12 protein-coding genes are annotated in these 18,174 nt (G+C 69.3%); 6 read left to right on the top strand and 6 right to left on the bottom strand.

What is annotated here, in order from left to right:
* The first annotated feature begins 5 nt into the window (after positions 1–5).
* The gene (cas3, locus tag ACGFSC_RS21140) at positions 6–2,420 is read left to right on the top strand and encodes a CRISPR-associated helicase Cas3' (protein WP_359911335.1); all 2,415 of its coding nucleotides are present in this window, start codon (positions 6–8) and stop codon (positions 2,418–2,420) included.
* Between the two features lie 872 nt (positions 2,421–3,292).
* Positions 3,293–4,021, top strand: coding sequence for an HNH endonuclease signature motif containing protein (locus ACGFSC_RS21135; RefSeq protein WP_359911360.1), 729 nt, complete (start codon positions 3,293–3,295; stop codon positions 4,019–4,021).
* Between the two features lie 542 nt (positions 4,022–4,563).
* Here ACGFSC_RS21135 and ACGFSC_RS21130 read toward each other — a convergent pair.
* Positions 4,564–4,932, bottom strand: coding sequence for a hypothetical protein (locus ACGFSC_RS21130; protein ID WP_359911332.1), 369 nt, complete (start codon positions 4,930–4,932; stop codon positions 4,564–4,566).
* Positions 4,933–5,423: 491 nt separating this feature from the next.
* On the opposite strand from ACGFSC_RS21130, the gene ACGFSC_RS21125 reads away from it, so the two are divergent.
* Positions 5,424–5,660, top strand: coding sequence for a DUF397 domain-containing protein (locus tag ACGFSC_RS21125; protein ID WP_359911329.1), 237 nt, complete (start codon positions 5,424–5,426; stop codon positions 5,658–5,660).
* A 329-nt stretch (positions 5,661–5,989) separates the two neighbouring features.
* The gene (locus ACGFSC_RS21120; protein ID WP_359911327.1) at positions 5,990–6,898 is read left to right on the top strand and encodes a DUF5753 domain-containing protein; all 909 of its coding nucleotides are present in this window, start codon (positions 5,990–5,992) and stop codon (positions 6,896–6,898) included.
* A 16-nt stretch (positions 6,899–6,914) separates the two neighbouring features.
* Here the strand turns inward: ACGFSC_RS21120 and ACGFSC_RS21115 are convergent, their stop codons facing one another.
* The 4 genes from ACGFSC_RS21115 to mobF all read right to left on the bottom strand — a co-directional run bounded on the left by ACGFSC_RS21115 (position 6,915) and on the right by mobF (position 15,290).
* Entirely contained in the window at positions 6,915–7,718 is an 804-nt protein-coding gene (locus ACGFSC_RS21115) for an SAM-dependent methyltransferase (RefSeq protein ID WP_359911324.1), read from the bottom strand.
* A gap of 195 nt (positions 7,719–7,913) precedes the next feature.
* Entirely contained in the window at positions 7,914–8,336 is a 423-nt protein-coding gene (locus ACGFSC_RS21110) for a hypothetical protein (RefSeq protein WP_359911321.1), read from the bottom strand.
* A 194-nt stretch (positions 8,337–8,530) separates the two neighbouring features.
* Positions 8,531–8,812 (bottom strand): hypothetical protein, encoded by a 282-nt coding sequence (locus ACGFSC_RS21105; RefSeq protein ID WP_359911319.1) that lies wholly within the window; start codon positions 8,810–8,812, stop codon positions 8,531–8,533.
* A gap of 1,450 nt (positions 8,813–10,262) precedes the next feature.
* Positions 10,263–15,290: a MobF family relaxase gene (gene mobF / locus ACGFSC_RS21100; protein WP_359911316.1), complete on the bottom strand. Its 5,028-nt coding sequence runs from the start codon at positions 15,288–15,290 to the stop codon at positions 10,263–10,265.
* Positions 15,291–15,606: 316 nt separating this feature from the next.
* Here mobF and ACGFSC_RS21095 point away from each other — a divergent pair, with 316 nt between their 5' ends.
* Together ACGFSC_RS21095 and ACGFSC_RS21090 are read left to right on the top strand one after the other, a co-directional pair.
* Entirely contained in the window at positions 15,607–16,068 is a 462-nt protein-coding gene (locus tag ACGFSC_RS21095) for a hypothetical protein (RefSeq protein WP_392863717.1), read from the top strand.
* A gap of 94 nt (positions 16,069–16,162) precedes the next feature.
* Positions 16,163–17,044, top strand: a complete 882-nt coding sequence (locus tag ACGFSC_RS21090) for a hypothetical protein (protein ID WP_359911310.1) — start codon at positions 16,163–16,165, stop codon at positions 17,042–17,044.
* A 96-nt stretch (positions 17,045–17,140) separates the two neighbouring features.
* On the opposite strand, the gene ACGFSC_RS21085 is transcribed toward ACGFSC_RS21090, so the two are convergent.
* Positions 17,141–18,142 carry an HTH domain-containing protein gene (locus ACGFSC_RS21085; protein WP_359911308.1) on the bottom strand — a complete coding sequence of 334 codons (1,002 nt, stop codon included), beginning with the start codon at positions 18,140–18,142 and terminating at the stop codon, positions 17,141–17,143.
* Positions 18,143–18,174: the final 32 nt, after the last annotated feature.

Below are 18,174 nucleotides of genomic sequence, written 5' to 3'. Positions count from 1 at the left end.
CAACCTTGGGCACGAGCGCCGATCCCCTGCGGACGCTGCTGGCCAAGAGCGCCCGCGGTGCCGTGCCACCCGAAGAGCTGACGGTGCACTTGGCGGCCACCTTGGCGGCCGGGATCGAGCTCGCCCGGCGGGTGGGCCGGATCGAGGCCGCCGAGCGCGTGCTGGACGGCCGGTTCTGGCCGACCGCCCAGCTGAGCGGGCTGTACCACGACGGTGGCAAACTCCCCGACGGCTGCCAGCAGATGCTCCTCGGCCGGGTGCGCTCCTGGGGCGAACGGCACGAGATCGTCTCCCTGGGCTTCCTGCCGGCCCTGGTCCCGGACGAGCAGCTCCTCGGGTGGGTGGCGGCCGGTGTCGCCACCCACCACCGCGCCATGACCGGAAGCAACGGCCGCGATCTGCGCTTCCTCTACGACGGCCTGACACCGGACGAACTCGCGAAGCGGATCGGCCCGATCGACGAGAACACGGTGACGGCGCTGCTCGGCTGGCTGCACACCACCGCGGCCAGCGCCCTGCTCCCCACCACCCCGAAGACCAGCCCGCTGAGCAGCACCAGCCTCACCGACACGGCGCACGGCATCCTCACCGAGCTGCTGAACCGCTGGGACCGGCGGGTGGCCGCCGACATCGGCCTGGCCGCTGTCCTACTCCAAGGAGCGGTGACGGTCGCCGACCACCTCTCCTCCGCCCACGGCTGTCTCCACACCTCCCAGCCCTTCGACCACCGCTTCCGGCCCGCCCTCGAAGAGCAGATGGCCACCAAGGGCCGCGTACTGCGCGAGCACCAGCTCCGCGCGGCCGAGACCAGCGGTCACCTGCTCCTGCGCGCGCCCACCGGGAGCGGCAAGACCGAGGCCGTGCTGCTCTGGGCGGCCCGCCAGGTCACCGAGCTCGCCCGGCACACGGGCGGGGTACCCAGGGTCTTCTTCACCCTGCCCTACCTCGCCTCCATCAACGCGATGGCCGACCGCTTCGCCGACCTGCTCGGCGACCCAGAGCTGGTCGGCGTCGCCCACTCCCGCGCCGCCTCATACCACCTTGCCGCCGCCATCCACTCCACCGACAACCCCGACGAAGACGAACAGGCCGGGCCCTGCCAGCAGAGCGAAGCCGCCAAGGCCCTGGCCCGGGCAGCGGCCACCCGCCTTTTCCGCGAGAGCGTGCGAGTGGGCACCCCCTACCAGCTGCTCCGCGCCGCGCTGGCGGGCCCGGCCCACGCCGGCCTGCTCGTGGATGCCGCGAACTCGGTGTTCATCCTGGACGAGCTGCACGCCTACGACTCCCGCCGCCTCGGCTACATCCTCGCCACGGCCCGGTTGTGGGAGCGCCTGGGCGGACGGATCGCCGTCGTCTCCGCCACCCTGCCCGACGTCCTCGCCGACCTCTTCAAGGACACGCTCGCCCAGACGCCCGCGCTCGTGGACACCCCCGATCTCGGCCTGCCGGCCCGCCACCGCCTGCAGGTCCGTCAGCACCACCTCACCGACCCGGCCACCGCCAACGAGATCCGCGGCCGGCTCGACCAGGGCCAGAGCGTCCTCGTCGTCGCCAACAACGTCGCTCACGCCCTGGCCCTCTTCGCCGAACTCGCTCCGCACTGCCGGGTCCTCCACGGCGACGACAGCGCCTTCCTCCTGCACTCCCGTTTCACCCGACAGGACCGCAACCGGATCGAGCAGAACATTCGCGCCCGGTTCGCCAGCGCAGCAGCTGACCGCCTCCCCGGGCTGCTGGTCGCCACCCAGGTCGTCGAGGTCAGCCTCGACCTCGACCTCGATGTCCTCTTCACCGCCGCCGCACCGCTGGAAGCCCTCCTCCAGCGGTTCGGCCGCGTCAACCGCCTCGGCGCCCGCGAGCCGGCCGACGTCATCGTCCACGCACCGGCCTGGACCCGCCGACACAACCAGCCGGGTGAGTACGCCGACGGCATCTACCCGCGAGAACCGGTCGAGGCCGGTTGGCGTTGCCTACTCGAACACCAGAACCACATCGTGAGCGAGGCCGACGCGACCGGCTGGCTCAACACCATCTACGCCACCGGCTGGGGCCAGCGCTGGCACAACGAAGTCACCACCCACCGCGACATCTTCGACAACGCCTTCCTCACCTTCCGCCGTCCCTTCGCCGACCGCACCGACCTCGCCCAGACCTTCGACGAACTCTTCGACGGCACCGAAGCCATCCTCGAACAGCACCGCGCCGCCTACACCACCGCGCTCACCCAGGGCACTGCCGCCGAGGGACGCCTCGTCGCCGACCAGTACCTCATCCCCATGCCGGCCTGGGCCGGCCCACTCAGCCGCTACGAGAAGGCCCTCAACGTCCGCGTCCTCGACGCCGACTACGATCCCGACCTCGGTCTCCTTGCCGTCCGCGGCCCCCACCGACACGCTTATCAGACCGGCCAGGTCGTGTAACGCTCACCGGTAGCATCGGCTTCGCACTGCAGGTGCCCTCATCGCCCTTCGCAGGGGTGACAACATCTGGTAGTCCATGTCGAGTGGGATCGGAATCTCGTCCTCATCGCCTCTCGAAGGGGTAGCAATTCCTCATGCCACCGGGTGTTGATCAGGATGACGCTGGTCCTCATCGCCCCTGAAAGGGTAGCAACCCCTTGAAACCGAGCGCCAAGGCGAAGGCTCAGCGGGTCTCATCGCCCCCGGCGGAGTAACAACTAGCGCAGACCAGCGGTGGCAGTTCCGCCGTGCCTGCTCTCATCGCCCCTGAAAGGGGCATCAACTACCACTCCCATGTGTCGAAGCCGAAGGTTCTGCCTCCCTGACCTGCCTTGGAAGGGACTGAAACTCCATGGAGCTGGCCGCCACGTGAACGTCGCCGAGGAGAACGACTAGTGCCGCATCAGACAACGTTCGCCCTGTTGTGACAGTCAAGCATCGTCCGGAGGATGCTCTGACGGGCACACCGGGTCGGATCCGGCCACCACGCCGAACGCTCGGTATGCCCACCAATCAAACGTCCAAGGAGAATTCCTCTGACCCGTCAACCCCGCTCAGTCGAACCCGCCTGAAAGGCGGATGCTAAAATCGCTTCACGCCTGCCGTGGTGACAGATTCCAATCCATAAATCCGGCCCGCTGGCCATCCGCTCCCCAGGCTGCAACCTCTTTCGACACCCTTGAACAAAGGTCCATTAGCAGGTATTCTGCCGGGCTGTGACATATTGCTCATTCCACCTCTGCCCACGGACCGATATTAGAGCGCGCGGCCTATGCAAAGCTCATTACCAGCAATGGTACCGAGGGAAAGAATTGACCCCGGTCACCAAAGACATGTCCGCGCTGGCCGGCGATGGTTTCAAGTATTGCTCAGGGTGTAGATCAGCCAAACCGCTGGATGAATTCCACAGAAGCGCAAGCCATCCTGATGGACATCTCTCGCAGTGCAAGGTCTGCAGAGTTGCGAAAGAGACCGACCGGTACCATGCAAGCGACAAAGCGGCCGCCACTCGGGCTCGAATGGAGCGCATCAGAGAGCTCGACGCGGCAAGCATGCGCGCCTGCACTTCTTGCCTTGAGGTAAAATCTCACACGGAATTTTGCCGGAACCCTCGACAGCGCGAAGGAATCTCCACGATATGCACGCCGTGCGTAAATGAATACACCAGAGAATGGGCGAGGCTAAACCCAGGCAAGACAGCGGAGTATCGCAAGAGGTGGGAGTCCAAACCTGGCGCAAAGGAGATGCTAGCCGCCAAGCGGGCCAGATTCCGTGCAAACAATCCCGACTACGGCAGGCTGAAAGCTGCCCAACGCAGGGCGATGGAACGAGGATCTACAGCAGAACCAGTCAGTCAGCGACAAATCCGGCGGCTCGTCTCTGAACTCGGAGTGAAGTGCTTCTACTGCGATGGCCCATTTGAGCACCTCGATCACTTTATACCCATATCCAAGGGCGGCCCTCACTCCATCGACAATCTAGTTCCCTCCTGCGCCGACTGCAATTTGCACAAGAGTGACAAAATGCCCTGGGACTGGATCCCCGACCTGGGGGCTCGCTAGCCCATGTAGGACGTACCTCTGGATTTCACGAACCCGTACACGTTCCGCGACGTGATAATTCTGACCGCTAGATGCCGCTCGGCGACAACCGAGCGGCAGGTCACACGAGGGCGAACATTGTCTGATGCGGCACTAGATTCCGATTGGTGGCGACCAGCGAAGAGACTGTCACCAGAGGCTCAGGGGACGCCCTTCTGCAATCGCTGCCTGAACGCGCGCGGCGATCTCCCAACTCGCAGCCAGGTCGTCCGGAGACCTGCGGCCGTACCATCCTCCGCGCGGAGGCGTGCGAACTCATGGCCGAGGTCTACACCGACGTCGTGCTCACCGAGTCCCGTTGGAACCTCACCGAGGACCTGCAAGGGTCCCAGCGGATCATCGTGGGTCGCCCGCTCTGGGTCCGCACCACCACCGAGGACGCCGTGGTGCGCTACGCCGAGCTGCGCAACGGGCCGCGTTGGGCTCGCTGGTGCTGGCTGTTCGTCCACCGCAGCTCCCGACGCCCGACCCGGAAGAATTCACTCCCCCACCGAGCTGACGACCTACACCTCTCCACCCTGGTCGACGTCGGGCAGCGTCTCGCCGAACCGCTCCAGCGCCTGCTCCGGCGAGCAGCCAAAGGCGCGGCCGATGTACGTCCAGGTCATCATGCTGCTGCGGGCCTGGCGGCCAGCCATCAGCGCGGTCGAACCGGCGGCGCTCTCGAACCGGGCCGCCGCACGGGCGGCGGCGTACGGCCTGTTCTCCGTCAGGTCGCAGATCCGGTCCACCAGCGCCGCGACCAGGTCCTCGACCTCGCGCGGCACCACACCCTCGGCCAGGTCGACGTGCCACTCCCAGTCCGCGAACGGCCCGGTGGCCTCGCCCACCGCCTCGGTCGCCGCGTCGTCACCGAAGTCCAGCAGGTGCACCCGCTCACCCCGCCAGCCGCAACTGCAACCACCGCGCACCGCAGCGGCCCGAGGGCCATCCGCTCCGTTGTAGAGCCACCAGGTGGTGCGCCCGTCCGGCAACGGCGCCGGCTCGCTGCCGTCCGCCAACACCGGCGCCGGGAAACCCTAGGGCTGAGGAGACTGGGCCCTCCTCCTGGCTGCTGTGCGGCCTGTCTGGGCTATGCGGACGGCCGTGTTCGAAAAGGAAATGACGCGGGCCCAGCCGAGTACCCGCTGCGAATCCGTGCGACGGCGGGCGTCGAGCCAACGCTAATTCAATAACTAAAAAGATTTACTTCAAATAAGTCCCTCGTTTGGGCGGTGCGGTGTTCGAAAATAAATGGCTAGCATTCATGGCGCCCAGGGTGCTGCAATTGCAGCGCCCGGAGCGGCCCGAGGTGCGTCGCTGTCAAGTCGCGTACACACCCGCAGCAGGGTCGCCCATCGCGTACGTCGGAAAGGGAGGTCACATGCAGGACTTCACCAACGGAATGCCGGCCGGACTGATCAAGGGCGTTACCTGGGCCAAGGCCCGGGCAAGCTACGGAAACGGCGATTGCATCGAGCTGGCCGGTCTGCCCACAGGCGAGGCGGCCATCCGCAACTCCCGTGACCCCGAAGGAGCTGCGCTCATCGTCACCCGCCGCGAGCTCAAGGCGCTCTTCGACGGCGTCAAGCAGGACGAATTCGACCACTTGGTTGCCTGAGAGGAGAGGCAAGAGCAGGAAATGTCAGATTAGATTCTTAATCTGATCAACGTTTATTCTGCGGCGGCACGCGGGCTCGACGTATGGGAGTATGTAAGGCCATTAGCGTCAAGGCCAGACGAGTCCCGTACGGAGTCCGCGTGCCACTCATTCCAGAAAGCTCCGAACCGCCTGCCGATAAGCCCGTCGACGGCACCGACGAGGCCGGAGGCAGCAATCCACCCCAGTCCGCAGCAGCCGAGGACACCCGCGCCAGGCGCCTCGCCGAGATCCTCCCGCTGAACCGCTGCGCCGGGCCCCCGGTTCACGGAAACCCAACGGCGGACAGGGTGATCCTCGGAGAGCGCCTGCGCAGGGTACGCGAGCGGCGCGGCCTCTCGCTCGACCGCGCAGCGGCGCACGCCGTGACCATCCTCCCCGGGATATCCCTGTCCTACTCGACTCTGTCGCGGATCGAGAGCGCGAAGGCCAACACCCCCGTCGAGGTCGTCACCGCTCTCACCGAGGTCTACGGAGTCGACAGGAAGGAACGGCGGGAGCTGATGGAGCTGGCCGACCGGGCACAGCAGCCCGACTGGTTCGACGCCCCTGAGTACGCTGGCGTGATTCCGCGCTACTTCCGCAACTACCTGGGGCTGGAGACGGTCGCTCTGGAACTGCGGTCCTACCAGGCCATGGTCGTGCCAGGGCTCCTGCAGACGGCGGGCTACGCCCGCGGCATCATCGCCCGCCACCATCTGACCGTCGACAAGGACCTTGTGGAACGAGGCGTGGAGGCGAGGATGGAGCGGCAGCGCAGGCTCTTCGCTTCGCCCCCGGACCTGACGGTCCTGCTGATCAACGAACTGGCCCTCCAACTGCTGATCGGTACCGACGCCGTGATGGCGGACCAGATGCGCCACCTGCTGCGCATAGCGGACATGCCTCAGGTGAAGCTGCGCATCGTGCCCATCGAGAAGACCATCGCGACGCCCGTCAGCGGCCTCACCCACCTGAAGTTCCGTCCCGGCGGCCCGTCGGAGCTCGTCTACATCGAGGGCTACGACTCGGCCAGCTACCACCCTGCGGAGGCCGGCGAGCCGAGCGAGCGCACGAAGGGCGCCCGCAAGGGCCGCAACGCCAGCGCGGACATGGAGAAGTACCTGCAGCTGCTGCTGGAGATCGGCCAGGGCGCGGCCCACCGGCGCCGGAGCATGGACATCATCGCGAAGGCCCTCAACCGGTTCGAAGGCCGGTAGCGAGTCGGCCTGCGGATCACGCGACGCGGGCCAGTCCTCCGTACTGCTGCCACACGTTGGAGCGCAGGGCCTGCTGGAGAGCCGACTGCGGGCGCCAGTCGACGACATCCACCAGGCCCGGCTCCTCGACGGCCAGGCCCTCGACGAAGGCATCGACCTCCCAGCGCTCGCGCACCCGGCCCCAGCGGCCGCCGGTCTGATCGTTCATGATCTTCGTGACGTCGTCTCGCGTCTGCGGGTCTTCGCAGACCAGGTGACTGACGGCCACGAAGCTGCCCGGCGCCAGGCGCTGGGTGACACGTTGCACCACCGCCCTGGGGCGGGCGGCATCCGGCAGGCACTCCAGGGCAGCCACGAGCAGCACGCCGGTCGGCTGGTCCCGGTTGATCAAGTCCTTGACCGCTGCGTGCTCGAAGATCCCTTCAGCGTCCGCGAGGTCCGCGTTCAGCATGGCGGTTCTGTCGTTCTCGTCCAGCGATTCGCGGCCGTAAGTGATCACGATCGGATCGTTGTCGACGTAGACGACCCGTGAGCGCGGGTCGACCCGCTGGACGATCTGATGGACGTTGTCCGTCATCGGCAGCCCCGAGCCGAGGTCGATGAACTGGCGGATGCCGTGTTCCACAGCGAGCGTTCGCGTTACGCGCTGGAGAAACGAGCGGTTGGCCAGCGCGAGGCCGTCGGCGTCCGGCATGCGGCCTCGCAGGTGCTCGGTGGCGACACGGTCGGCGTCGAAGTGGCGGGTGCCGCCCAGCAGGGCGTCATAGATCCGTGCCGAGCTGGGCACGGTGACATCGATCCCACGTTCGGAGTTCCCCACAACGCCCCTCGCTCCTGGCAACCATCGCGGGCCGCACGGCTGTTGCGGGCTCATTGTAAAGATCGCATGCCTAAGAGCGCCACGACTTCTGACTATGCATCACCCCAAGGGGTGGCGCGCGGCGTGGCGCTGCCATGGCATATGCGCCGCCACCTCCACCGCGCACAACAAGGCGCGGAGAAGGCGACGGCGATGTCACTTGGCCCTGGGCACCGCCCCCTCCGTCAGAAGCTCGACGTCGGCCATCAGCCGGTCGGCGCTGCGCAGCCCGGCCTGGACCGCGGCGGCGTCGGTGCCCATGAGGTGGGCGGCGTCGGCCGCCGACAGGCCGAGTCGGTGGTGAAGGAGCGCGGCGTCGGCCAGTGGCTCCGGCAGGTACCGGTGCAGCATGTCGACCTGCTTCTCCGCCGCATGCCGGCCGTCGTCAACGGGCCGGTGGGCGGTGACCGCGTCGCGCAGCAGGTGCCAGGCGTCACCGGCAGTGGACGGGCCTGCGAGGAGGGTCGTCCAGCTGGAGCGAGCGCGCTCCAGCGCGTGGTCGACCGCGGCCGCGCCGCTTACGCCGTCCGTGAGTCTGGCCGTGGCGTAGGCCAGGTAGTGGTGCTGTACGAGCGCCACGAACTCCCAGAAGCCGGCGTCGGGGGTACGGCAGTGGTGAGGTGTCAGGCCCGGTGCGGTGCCGGGCCCAGTATGTGGTGCCTCTGGCATATTCTCGCAGTCCCTGGGTGTGACTGTCCGTGTCCGGCGCACGGGGCCGGACCAAGGGCGCGGTCATGTGCGGGCCCGGCTCTCACCGGGCCCGCACTACAGCGTCAACGCAGCGTCAGCCGCCACCAGGTGAAGCCGGTGCTCCGCGCGCCCGCGCACAGCAGCAGCACCACGACGTCCCGCTCGAAGCCGCCCAGCGCGAAAAGAGCCCAGCACAGGGCCAGCGTGTAGAGCAGCGCGTCCGCCGGAAGGTGCGCCCCGCGCACCTCAATGACCCGCTCGCGCGGGCGCTTCGATCCCACGGACGCGAGAACGGGACTGATAGCGTTCACCACCGCGGGGCGCGCGTTCGCGCGCACCGCCGGGAGTCGGTCGGGCTTGGTCATAGTCAACCTACGGTTTGATCGACGAACGGGCCCTGGCCAGCGGGTCACGTCCGCTGACCAGGGCGGCTCTCAAGGTCATGGGAGCCACAACAAACGCTACTGCCCGCTAGGGACGGTGCACCCCCTGTAGCGGGTGCTGCAAAAACTGCCCCAGGGAACGTTTCACCCTCTCCCCGGACAACCGGGACAACTCCCCACACTATGCACCTCCATGGATAGTCCGGAGGCTCCGCCGCCGCTCAAGTCATTCGAACACGCGCATGGTCACGGGATGGTGCGTTCGAGACGGCGGAGCGCACCGTCCTGGACAACGTCGACGCTCGCGAAGACCTTCTCGCCACAAGTGCACACCTCGCCGAGTCACTCCCGATGCACGCGACCGGGCGGTCGGGCGCTCCGTTGAGGGCCCGCGTCTGAATCAACCGGGCCAGCACCGGCTGCACTGACGAGCTACCACTGCCCGGCACCTGGTCCCACTGGATCATCGGAAACTCGGTTCACCACAGGCACGGGCCCTGCCTGTCTTGGCGGGCTGCGGCGGGAACGACTGGACCACCGGTTGGGGACGGCCGGCCGCGGGGACGGGGCCTGGTTCTGGCGCCGCCCGGTGGGTTCGACCTTGCAGGTCGGTACGGTCTGGGCAGTGGGAGTGGGCGGTTCACCGCGTTGCTGGAGCTGGTCGCGGTGTACCTGGCGACCGGCGCGGCGACGTTCGGCTGAGCCATCGCGGCGTCGCCAAAGTCCAGAGGACCGGCGAGCCGGCTGCTGCCAGTCCATGCGGAAGCGGTGCCTGCGCGCTCGCCCCAGGGGACCTGGCCTCGTTCCCGGGGCACGATTGCGGTTGCTTAACTCTGTGAGTCCAGGTGAGGTTGAGCAGACGGTCATTGGCAACCCCCATGGCCCGAGACACCCGGCCAGAGGCTGAAATGAGGACCGGAGGCCACCCGGACTGACAGGAGAATGGCTACCATGCTTAATGCACGATCGCCTGACACGTGCAGGCTTGCACGGCTACGGTGGTACCTGCTTGCGGAAGTTCAATAACTTCCGCAAAGCCTGTGGGGCGACCCGTGAGGGGCCGCCCCGATCCGCTCTCCTTCAACGGATCAACCGAGGTCTACCAGTGGTAGAGCTGGACCATGATGGTCACGACCGCAGCCGCGAACTGCGTGACGTGGACCAGGTCCGGCAACCGCTGGTGGACTCGGCGGAGCGGTAACTTCCGCATCCTTCGGATCTTCTCGATCACTTCTCACCCCCTCTCGACGTGTCGTGAGGCGGCATCGGAATACGAAGTGACTAGACGTCACCGCAGCGACCACGGTAGGCGATCTCGGGTCCCCTTGATGGCAGTTTGGCGATTCTTGCGGATTACTCGGGGCTTCGGCAGCATCACCCGCCTTGGGGTTGGTCAAAGCGTTGCTCCGTGTCCTGGTCACTGCGCGATCTCCTACCGAAGGCGTGGGCCTTGTTGGTCCTGGCGGGCCTGCTGCGGAAGCCGCTGAACCGGAGGCTGCTGCACAGCCGGATGTTGGACCGGGGCCTGGTTCTGGCGCTGGTCGGTCGGTTCGACCCGACGGGTCGGTGCGGTCCGGGCAATGCGGATGGGCTGTCCGCCGCGCTGCTGGAGCTGTTCGCGGTGGGCCTGGCGTTCGGCCTGGCGGCCGGCGCGGCGGCGTTCGGCGAGGGTCGGCTGGCGCTGTTCCGCTGCCTGCGACTGCTCGGGCCGGGTGGCCTCTGCGGTGAGCTGGCGGCGCTCGGCGAGCACGGTGGTGACCTGCTCGACAACGTTCGGCTGGGCCAAGGCGGCGTCGTCCAGGCGCGGGCGGCTGGCGAGCCAGGTGGCACCGGTACGGGTGGCGACGGTGCGCAGGATCTCGGCCTGGTCGGCCTCAGGAAGGGCGCGGTAGACGTCGGCGGCAAGCTGGTGTCGGGCCTGCTGGTCGGTGGTCCCGGTGGTGGTCTCCGTGCTTGCCGGTGCGGCGGCGATGCGTCGGGCGGCGATGGCGGCCGCGGCGGCCTGCCAGTAGGCGTCGTGGCCGGTGCGCCCTTCCTCGATGTAGGGGCCGGCGGGCTGGAGGGCGTTGTCGTCGGTGACCTTGTACTGGTCGCGGTAGGCGGCGACGACGGCGAGCTGCTGCTGCCACCGGGCGTGCTGGGTGGGGTCCTGCGGGGCTTCGCCGAGGGTCCGGCTCCACTCCGGGCGGTTCTCCACGGTGCGGTCGGCGAGCACCGAGAGCCGGTTGGCGATCAGGGCGGCGCTGTCGGTGAGGTACTCGTGGTGGAGCGGGTTGGCCACGGTGGAGCGCGGGACGGCGCTGATCCAGGCCGGGAGGTCGGTTCGGCCGGAGGCGGCACGGGTGTGGGCGAGCGCCTGCTGCTGGGTGTGCTGGAGAAGTTCGGGCAGCGCGGTGCGGCCGGTCACCTCGGAGAGGGCGGTCTCTGCGGTGGTGCCGGTGTTCTCGATCGCCTTGAGGGTCCAGGCGAGGGTGCGCCACAGCTCCGTTTCGGCGCGGTCGTTCTGCTGCTCGGTGGTGGCCGGTGCGGCGGTGGCGAGGTGGCGGCCGATACGCCAGGCGAGGACCTGGCTGAGGCTGTCGGCGCCGGTGAGCGGGCGGCTCTCGGCGGCCTGGCGCAGCAGGGTGGCGGGTTCGTGGCCGGCGGTCTCGGCGCGGCGAAGGGCGGCGGTGAGGGCGGGCCATGTGCGTTCGTTGCGGGCGCGGGTGGCGAGTTCGGCGCCGAGGATGTCGGCGGCGAGGGCCTGGTGGCGCAGGGCGGCGGGGGTGTTCTGGTGGTTCTCGGGGATGCCGTCGGCGGTCAGGTTGGTGCGGGCGGCGCGGGTCAGGGCGGTGACCGGGTCGCTCGTGCCGGTGGTCTGGTTCGCGGCGGCGGTGAGGAGGGTGGTGGTGTCGCGGTTGGCGCGCTCGGCGGCGGCCAGGGTGCCGGCGAGGTGCGGCCACTGCGGGTGGGCGGTGACCTTGTCGGTGGTGGTGCCGACCGCGGTGGCGGCGGCGTCGGCGTAGCGGTTGAGGGTGTCGGCGGAGACGTGCGGGTGCGCGTCGGGGAGCTGGGCGGCGGCGGGTGCGACGCGAAGGGCGGCCGGTTCGGCGGTCGCGGTCTCGGGGTCGAAGCGGTGGGCGGGCAGGTTGGTGAGCGCCGCGACCAGGGTGGCGTAGCGGGCGGTGTCCGCGGTGCTCGGGGCGTCGAGGTGGGCCGGGGCCGGGCGGTCGTCGGTGATGGTGTTCAGGCGCCAGGCGAGGGCCTGGGCCGGGGAGTCGGCGGTGGTCAGGTCGCCGCGCCAGGTGGCGGCGGCGATCAGTCGCTCGGGCTGCCAGCCGCCGGCTTCGGCGGTGCGCAGCGCGCGGACGACGGCGGTCATCGCGTCGTCGGTGGTGATCTGCTCGGCGAGGGCGGGGCCGAGGAGTCGGTGGATGAGCTGGTGGTAGTAGGGGGTGGTGAGGGTCTCGGTGGCGTGCTGGTGGCGGGGTGCCAGGGTGGCCAGGGAGACGGCGTCCTCCTGGGCGTTGCGGATGGTGTCGGTGGCGGAGAGCTGGGCGCCCTCGCGGCCCAGGACGCGCTCCAGGACCTCGCGGGCGGCGAAGCTGTCGGGGTCGTTCTTGGGCTGGTCGAGCTGCTCGTCGGTGTCGAAGGGCAGCAGGTCGTGGGTGGCCGTGTAGATGGTCGTCTTGTGGCGGGCGCGGGAGAGCTGGACGTACAGGTCCTCGCGGGTCATGTCCTCGGTGACCAGGGGGTGGGCGGTGTCCACGGTGCCGCCCTGGGAGCGCATGACGGTGGAGGCGTAGAGCAGCTGGACGTTGGCGGAGACGTAGTCGGCGGGCAGTGTGAGGTGGCCGCGGTGGCCCATGTGTCGGACCTTGAGCGAGCCGTCCTGGTGGCGCTGGAGGATCTCCCAGGCGTCGCCGTTCTTGACGAAGTCGCGGCCCCGGTTGGTGGTGATCTTGCGGTTGTTGTCGCGGGTGACGATCCAGTCGCCGCGTCCCGCACGGTTGCCGTCGCGCAGCAGGACGCCGTCCGCCTCGACCTGGCCGGCGGCCACGCGCTCGTCGCGGGCGCGGGCGGACAGGGTGGTGACGTCGGCTCCGGAAGCGGCGCTGATCAGCGTGGTCCTGCCCGCGAGCATGTCGGCCTTCCAGCCGTCGTACGCGGCCTCGATCATGGCGGTGCGCGAGCCGCTGACGACCCGCTGGTTGGTGAAGTAGAAGTCCAGGCCGCTGCCGTCGCCCACGCGGATCTTGAGGGTGGCGTCGGCTTCGGCCTTGTCGCTGAACCGGTGGAGTTCGGTGAGTTCGACGGCGCCCGCTACGGCGGCGATCAGGCGCAGCGCGCCGCCGGCTTCGACGGAGCTGAGCTGGCGGTAGTCGCCGAGCAGGCGCACGGTCGCGCCGCGCTGGGCGGCGATCCGGGTGAGGTTGTCCAGGTTGAGGGTGCCCGCCATCCCGGCCTCGTCCACCAGGACTACGTCGCCCGGGTTCAGGGCGAAGCCGGCCCGGCTGGAGGGGATGTTCTCGCCTCGCTGGAGCTGACCGGCGTAGGTGCCGCCGGTGTACTCCCAGAGGAACTTGTGGAGGTTCTCGGCGGGCTGCTTGAGGTCCTTGGCGAGGACGGCGGCGGCTGCGGCGGAGGTGGCGAGCGGGACGACACGCTGTCCGGCCTGGTTGGCGACGTGGACGTACGCCTGCATGGCAGTGGTCTTGCCGGAGCCTCCCGGGCCGAGGCCCACCGCGAGCAGCCTTTTGTCGGTGACGAAGCTGGTGACGAGGGCGCGCTGGCCGTCGTCCAGGGTTCGGTGGCGGGCCTCGAAGCCGTCGATCGCCGCGCCGACGAAGGCGGGGTTCGGGCCGCTGGTGAAGGGGGTGAGGGCGGCGTCGACCAGGCGGCGTTCGGCGTCCAGGATGGTGCTGCTGGTGTACCGGGCGGAGGCGTGCTGGACGAAGACGGAGTCGCCGTTGGAGCGGCGCAGTTCCTCGGGTTCGGTGAGCAGGGCGGGGGCGTCCACGCGGATGCTGTGGACCGGGGAGATCGCCTCGGTGACGATCGCCTCGACCAGCTGCTGGTGCTCGTCGGTGCTGTTGGTGGGGTGCTCGGAGCGGGCCAGACACTCGGCGTGGGCACGCAGGTTCCAGACCGTCCACACCGCGCGTTCCTCGGCGACGGCGAGCAGCACGGTGCCGGCCAGGGTCGGGATGTCGGCCGCTTCGCGCACCTGCTCCTCGGCCTGGGCGGAGGCGGTCTCGGGCGCGGGGACGGCGGCCATCACGCGGTTAATGACGTCCTGGCCGTGGGCCTGGGTGACGGTGTGGGCCCAGTCGGCGCGCATCTCCTCAAGGGAGCGGGCGGCCTTCTTGCCCTCTCGGGTGTCGAGGTTGGCCTGGCGGGCGAGCTGGTGGGTCATGCCGCGGGAGGGGTCGTGGCCATGCTCGCGCCGGTACTCGCGAAGGAGTTGCTCGTAGCGGGCTTCGATCTCGGTCCGGCGGCTGGAGAAGTGGGTGATCGCCTCGATGGGGACACCGACGATCTCGCGCACCGGCTGCCGCTTGGTGACGGAGTCCTCGCGGGCTTCGAACTGCACGCCGAGCCGGGCGGTCAGCTCGGTCTCGAAGCGGGAGTTGTAGAACTCGGAGGCGGCAACCGTCATCGCCAGCAGGCCCCGGGCGTCCAGCGCGCGCCACTTGCCGTCGATCCCCTGGATCTTGTTGGCGACGGCGACGTGGGTGTGGAGGTTGGGGTCGCCGGCCCGGGAGTCGAAGTGGTCGAAGGCGACGGCGACCAGGCCCTTGGTCTCGATCTGGGCCTGGCCGGTGCTGCCGGTGCGGGTGAAGGCGGCGTGCTCTTCCAGCAGCTCCAGCGCGGCGTCGCGGGCGGCCTCGTGGGCGTCGCGGACGGCGGCGCGGACCTCCTCGCGTTCGTCCAGCGCCCACAGCACCGCGGCGGACTTCACCGGGGCGAAGACCAGGTCGAAGCCGGCGACGGCGGCGCGCTGGCGGCGGGACTCCTCGTGCTGGATCTTCTTGATCTCGGCACGGGTGGGCTCGCGGCGCGCCTGCTTCTCGATGACGGCCAGGCGCTTGTCGACGCGCTCGGCGAACGGGTCGAGCGGCTTGTACTCCGGGTACTTGCGGCCGAGGGTGGCGGCCTTGATCGCGGCGGCGCGCACGGCGGTCAGCTGCTCGGCGTCCATGTCGGCGCGCACGTTGGCGGCCAGGTGCTCGGCGATGATCTGCTCGGCGTCCGGGTGCTGGCCCAGGCCGAACAGGTGCTTCATCTGCTGCTCGGTGACGGTGGTGCCGTCGAGCCCGAGCAGGGGTGCGCCGCGTCCGAGCCAGATGCCCGGGGGGTTGCCCTTCTGGGTGTAGTACTCGGCTGCCGACTGTCCCCGCTGACGCTGTACGTCGCCGCCCGCGACCTGGCGCGTCAGGTAGGTGTAGCCGTTGCCGGCGGTGAGCTTGTGGATGGTCATCAACGCGACCACCCCCAGCTTTTCCGGTTACGGATGAGGGTGGGTGCGACGGCTATTCGAGCCGCCGATTCACCTGCCTCATCAAATGCCATGCGAGTACTTTAGCCCCGCGCAGCGGACCATGCTCAGAATATCTGCAAGAGGTGTCTGGATGGCTTGGTAATGCTGGCATATGGGCAGCTCAGGCGGCCCTCTTGAGTGGAAAGTGTGATGTGCGTCGCGGTTTTCCTATCGACTCTTCTCGACATTTATCGACGCTTATCAAGGGGGATTCAAAGGGGTTTGCGGACTAGGCTTTTTCGGCTAAATTCGATGCATGAGTGGAAGAATTTCGGCGACGCGGGCCAGTGCGGTCAGGGCGGCGCAGCAGGCGAAGGCAGCACGGGATGCGGAGCGCCTCCGGCGCGAGCGGCAGGTGGAGTCGGCCTTGATCGACTTCTACGAGCAGACGAGGAGGGCAGAGCAGCTGCGGGTGGCCGCTCGGTCTCGGGCGGAGAAGATCCTGGCGGACGCGGAAGCGGCGGCGCGGGAGCCGGAACGCCTGGCACGGGAGGCGGTTGCGGCGCTCGCCGATCTGGGTGAGGCGCGCGATCAGATCGCGGAGCTGACCGGGCTGTCGCTGGCGGACGTACGGGCGATCCTGGCGGAGGTCGCCGGGGCCGGGAAGCTGCGCGGCGACGGCCGCGGTGCCGAGGCGGTCGCGGCCGTGGAGTCCGGTCCGGGACGCGCGGCGGCCTGCTCCGCCGGCTCTGGGAGCGGTGAGCCGGTGCAGGGGTGACGGGTAGGTGCCGGTGCCGTTCGTCACGGCTTCGGCCGCGAGCAGCGTGAGACGATGCGGTGGTATTCGAACTACTGCTTGGGACGTGCCGCGGATGAGTCAGAACCCTGACCAGTGGGTCCAGTGGATCGGGCTGACGCTCGGCACTGTGATCGCATTCGGCTCGCTGGTCCGGTCCGCCGTGAACGGCTTGATGGCGCGGCACGACGCTTCCCCGGTCCGCGGCCTCCTCGCGGGTTTGGCCGTCGCCGCGTGCCCGGCGCTGGTGTTGAAGGTGCTCCCGGCCATCTGGGAATCGGCAGCCGGCTCGCCGCAGGCTGAGCCGGTGCCGACGGACAGCGGCTTCGAGGTGCCGTGGGGCGTCGTCGGTTTGGTCGCGGTCGCGGTCGCGGCGGTGGCCGGGGCGGCCGTGGCCACCCTGGCGGTGGGGAAGCGCCGGGCGACCGGCCGGGCCGCGCGGCTGCGGCGTCAGCGCATCGAGGATCGGCACGATCTTGTGTTGGAGGAGTACGGCGCGTACTGCTCCGACATCCTGGCGGTGCTGGAACGTCCGCTGCTGACGGATGTCTCCGTGCGGGAGACCGCCGATCTGGTGCACGCGCTCGCTGCGGCGGCCGACGCCCGCGCCGCCGGTTCGGGCGCTGCCGCGGAGTACGGGCGAGCGGTGACGGCACTGGAGATCGCCTGGCAGGTCGCTGATCGCCACGCTCGCAAGGTCGGCACGGGCCGGCTGCCGGAACGGGAGCGCGCGGCAGTCGCGCAGGCTCAGCGCCTGCTGCGTACCGCGCTGGGCGAGGGAGCGTCCGACGCCGAGCGTCAGACCGCCTACCGCCGCGCTGTGGGGCTCTTGGAGGGGATCGTGGCCGTCCCCCGGGAGGCGACTGCGGCGATCGAGGGAGGGGCCCGGCACCACATGCTCCTCAAGTCCTACCCGGAGCCCTCCGGTGCGGGCAGCAGCGACGCCCTGCCGCGCTAGCCGAGGGTGATCCGTGCGCTGGCGGGAACGGGGAAAAGGCGAAGGCGCTGCCGACCGTGAGCTGGTCGGCAGCGCCTTCGTGGTGTTCGGCGGTCGCTACTCGGCGGCCGGGGGGTTCCAGAATGCGTCGAAGACCTTCGGGTCGTAGCGCTTGCCGTCCTCGGTGTCGATCGGGTGCGGCACGGGCTGGCCGGCTTCCTGGGCGCGGGCGATGCGCTTGCTGATCGCGCTGATGCTGACGCCGTAGTACTTGGCCAGCTCGGTCGCGGTGCGGTGGGGCCCTCGAAGCCAGGCGCGGTGTTCGACGCTGCCTTCCTCCTCGTAGCCGAACTCGCGCAGCACAGCGCGCTGCTCGGCGGTCGGCTTTCCCTCCGCGGGCAGGTAGCCGAGCTCGACCAGGACGGCGGTCGGCTCGGCACCGAGCGGGCCGGAGGCCGGCAGGTAGCCGAGCTGCCACAGCAGCGGCAGCAGGGCGTCGGCGGACCACACCCGGAGTCGGCCGACCTTGGTGCTGAGCACGGCGATCTCAGGCCTACGCACCAGGGTCTTCACGGCCTCCTTCCCCTTGCCGGTCAGGCGCTCGATCATGGCGGTGGTGACCTTGTCGAGCACCGGCTGGGTGGTGGGCTCGGCAGCGGGAGCGGGGGGCTGGACCGTTCCGCGGGGGCCGGTGCGGCTGGACCGTCGGCCGAGCCAGGATTTGACCTCGCCCCAGCTGTAGGTGCCGAGCGGATCGGCGGTGGGGAACGGGTCTGCGCTGTTGCGGTAGGTGGAGGGCATGCGGCTGACGGTCTCGCGCAGTCGGCCGGTCCGGCTGGCGACCTCGGTGAGGGTGACGCGGTCGGCGTCGTCCCCCGGCAGCTCGGCCACGTCGATGCGGGCGGCCTGGTTGTCGCGCATCCACGCGGCGACGGCTTCACGCGGGTACCGCTCCTCGCGGTGGTCGCCGGATTCCTCGGAGCCGGGCCACTCCGGGTCCTTGGCGAGGCGGCGGACGGTGGACTCGGACAGCCCAGTCGCGTTGCTGATGTCAGCGACGCTGAGACTGTCCGCGGTGGCGGCGTCCAGCCGTTCCGCGAGCGTCGGGGCGGGGGGCACGGAAGTCTCCTTGGGGTGGTTGTTCAAGGGGG

Origin of the sequence: Kitasatospora sp. NPDC048715 (assembly GCF_043198905.1) — a bacterium.
In the GTDB taxonomy this organism is placed as follows: Bacteria; Actinomycetota; Actinomycetes; order Streptomycetales; family Streptomycetaceae; genus Kitasatospora; species Kitasatospora lactacystinica.
The sequence above is the reverse complement of the archived record's forward strand: the minus strand, read 5'-3'. Positions and strand labels throughout refer to the sequence as shown.

What these genes read in the sequence shown, in the direction of transcription:
- ACGFSC_RS21135 (WP_359911360.1), top strand. Translation starts at nt 3,293, where the DNA reads ATGTCCGCGCTGGCCGGCGATGGTTTCAAGTATTGCTCAGGGTGTAGA.
- ACGFSC_RS21125 (WP_359911329.1), top strand. Translation starts at nt 5,424, where the DNA reads ATGCAGGACTTCACCAACGGAATGCCGGCCGGACTGATCAAGGGCGTT.
- ACGFSC_RS21105 (WP_359911319.1), bottom strand. Translation starts at nt 8,812, where the DNA reads ATGACCAAGCCCGACCGACTCCCGGCGGTGCGCGCGAACGCGCGCCCC.
- mobF (WP_359911316.1), bottom strand. Translation starts at nt 15,290, where the DNA reads ATGACCATCCACAAGCTCACCGCCGGCAACGGCTACACCTACCTGACG.
- ACGFSC_RS21095 (WP_392863717.1), top strand. Translation starts at nt 15,607, where the DNA reads ATGAGTGGAAGAATTTCGGCGACGCGGGCCAGTGCGGTCAGGGCGGCG.
- ACGFSC_RS21090 (WP_359911310.1), top strand. Translation starts at nt 16,163, where the DNA reads ATGAGTCAGAACCCTGACCAGTGGGTCCAGTGGATCGGGCTGACGCTC.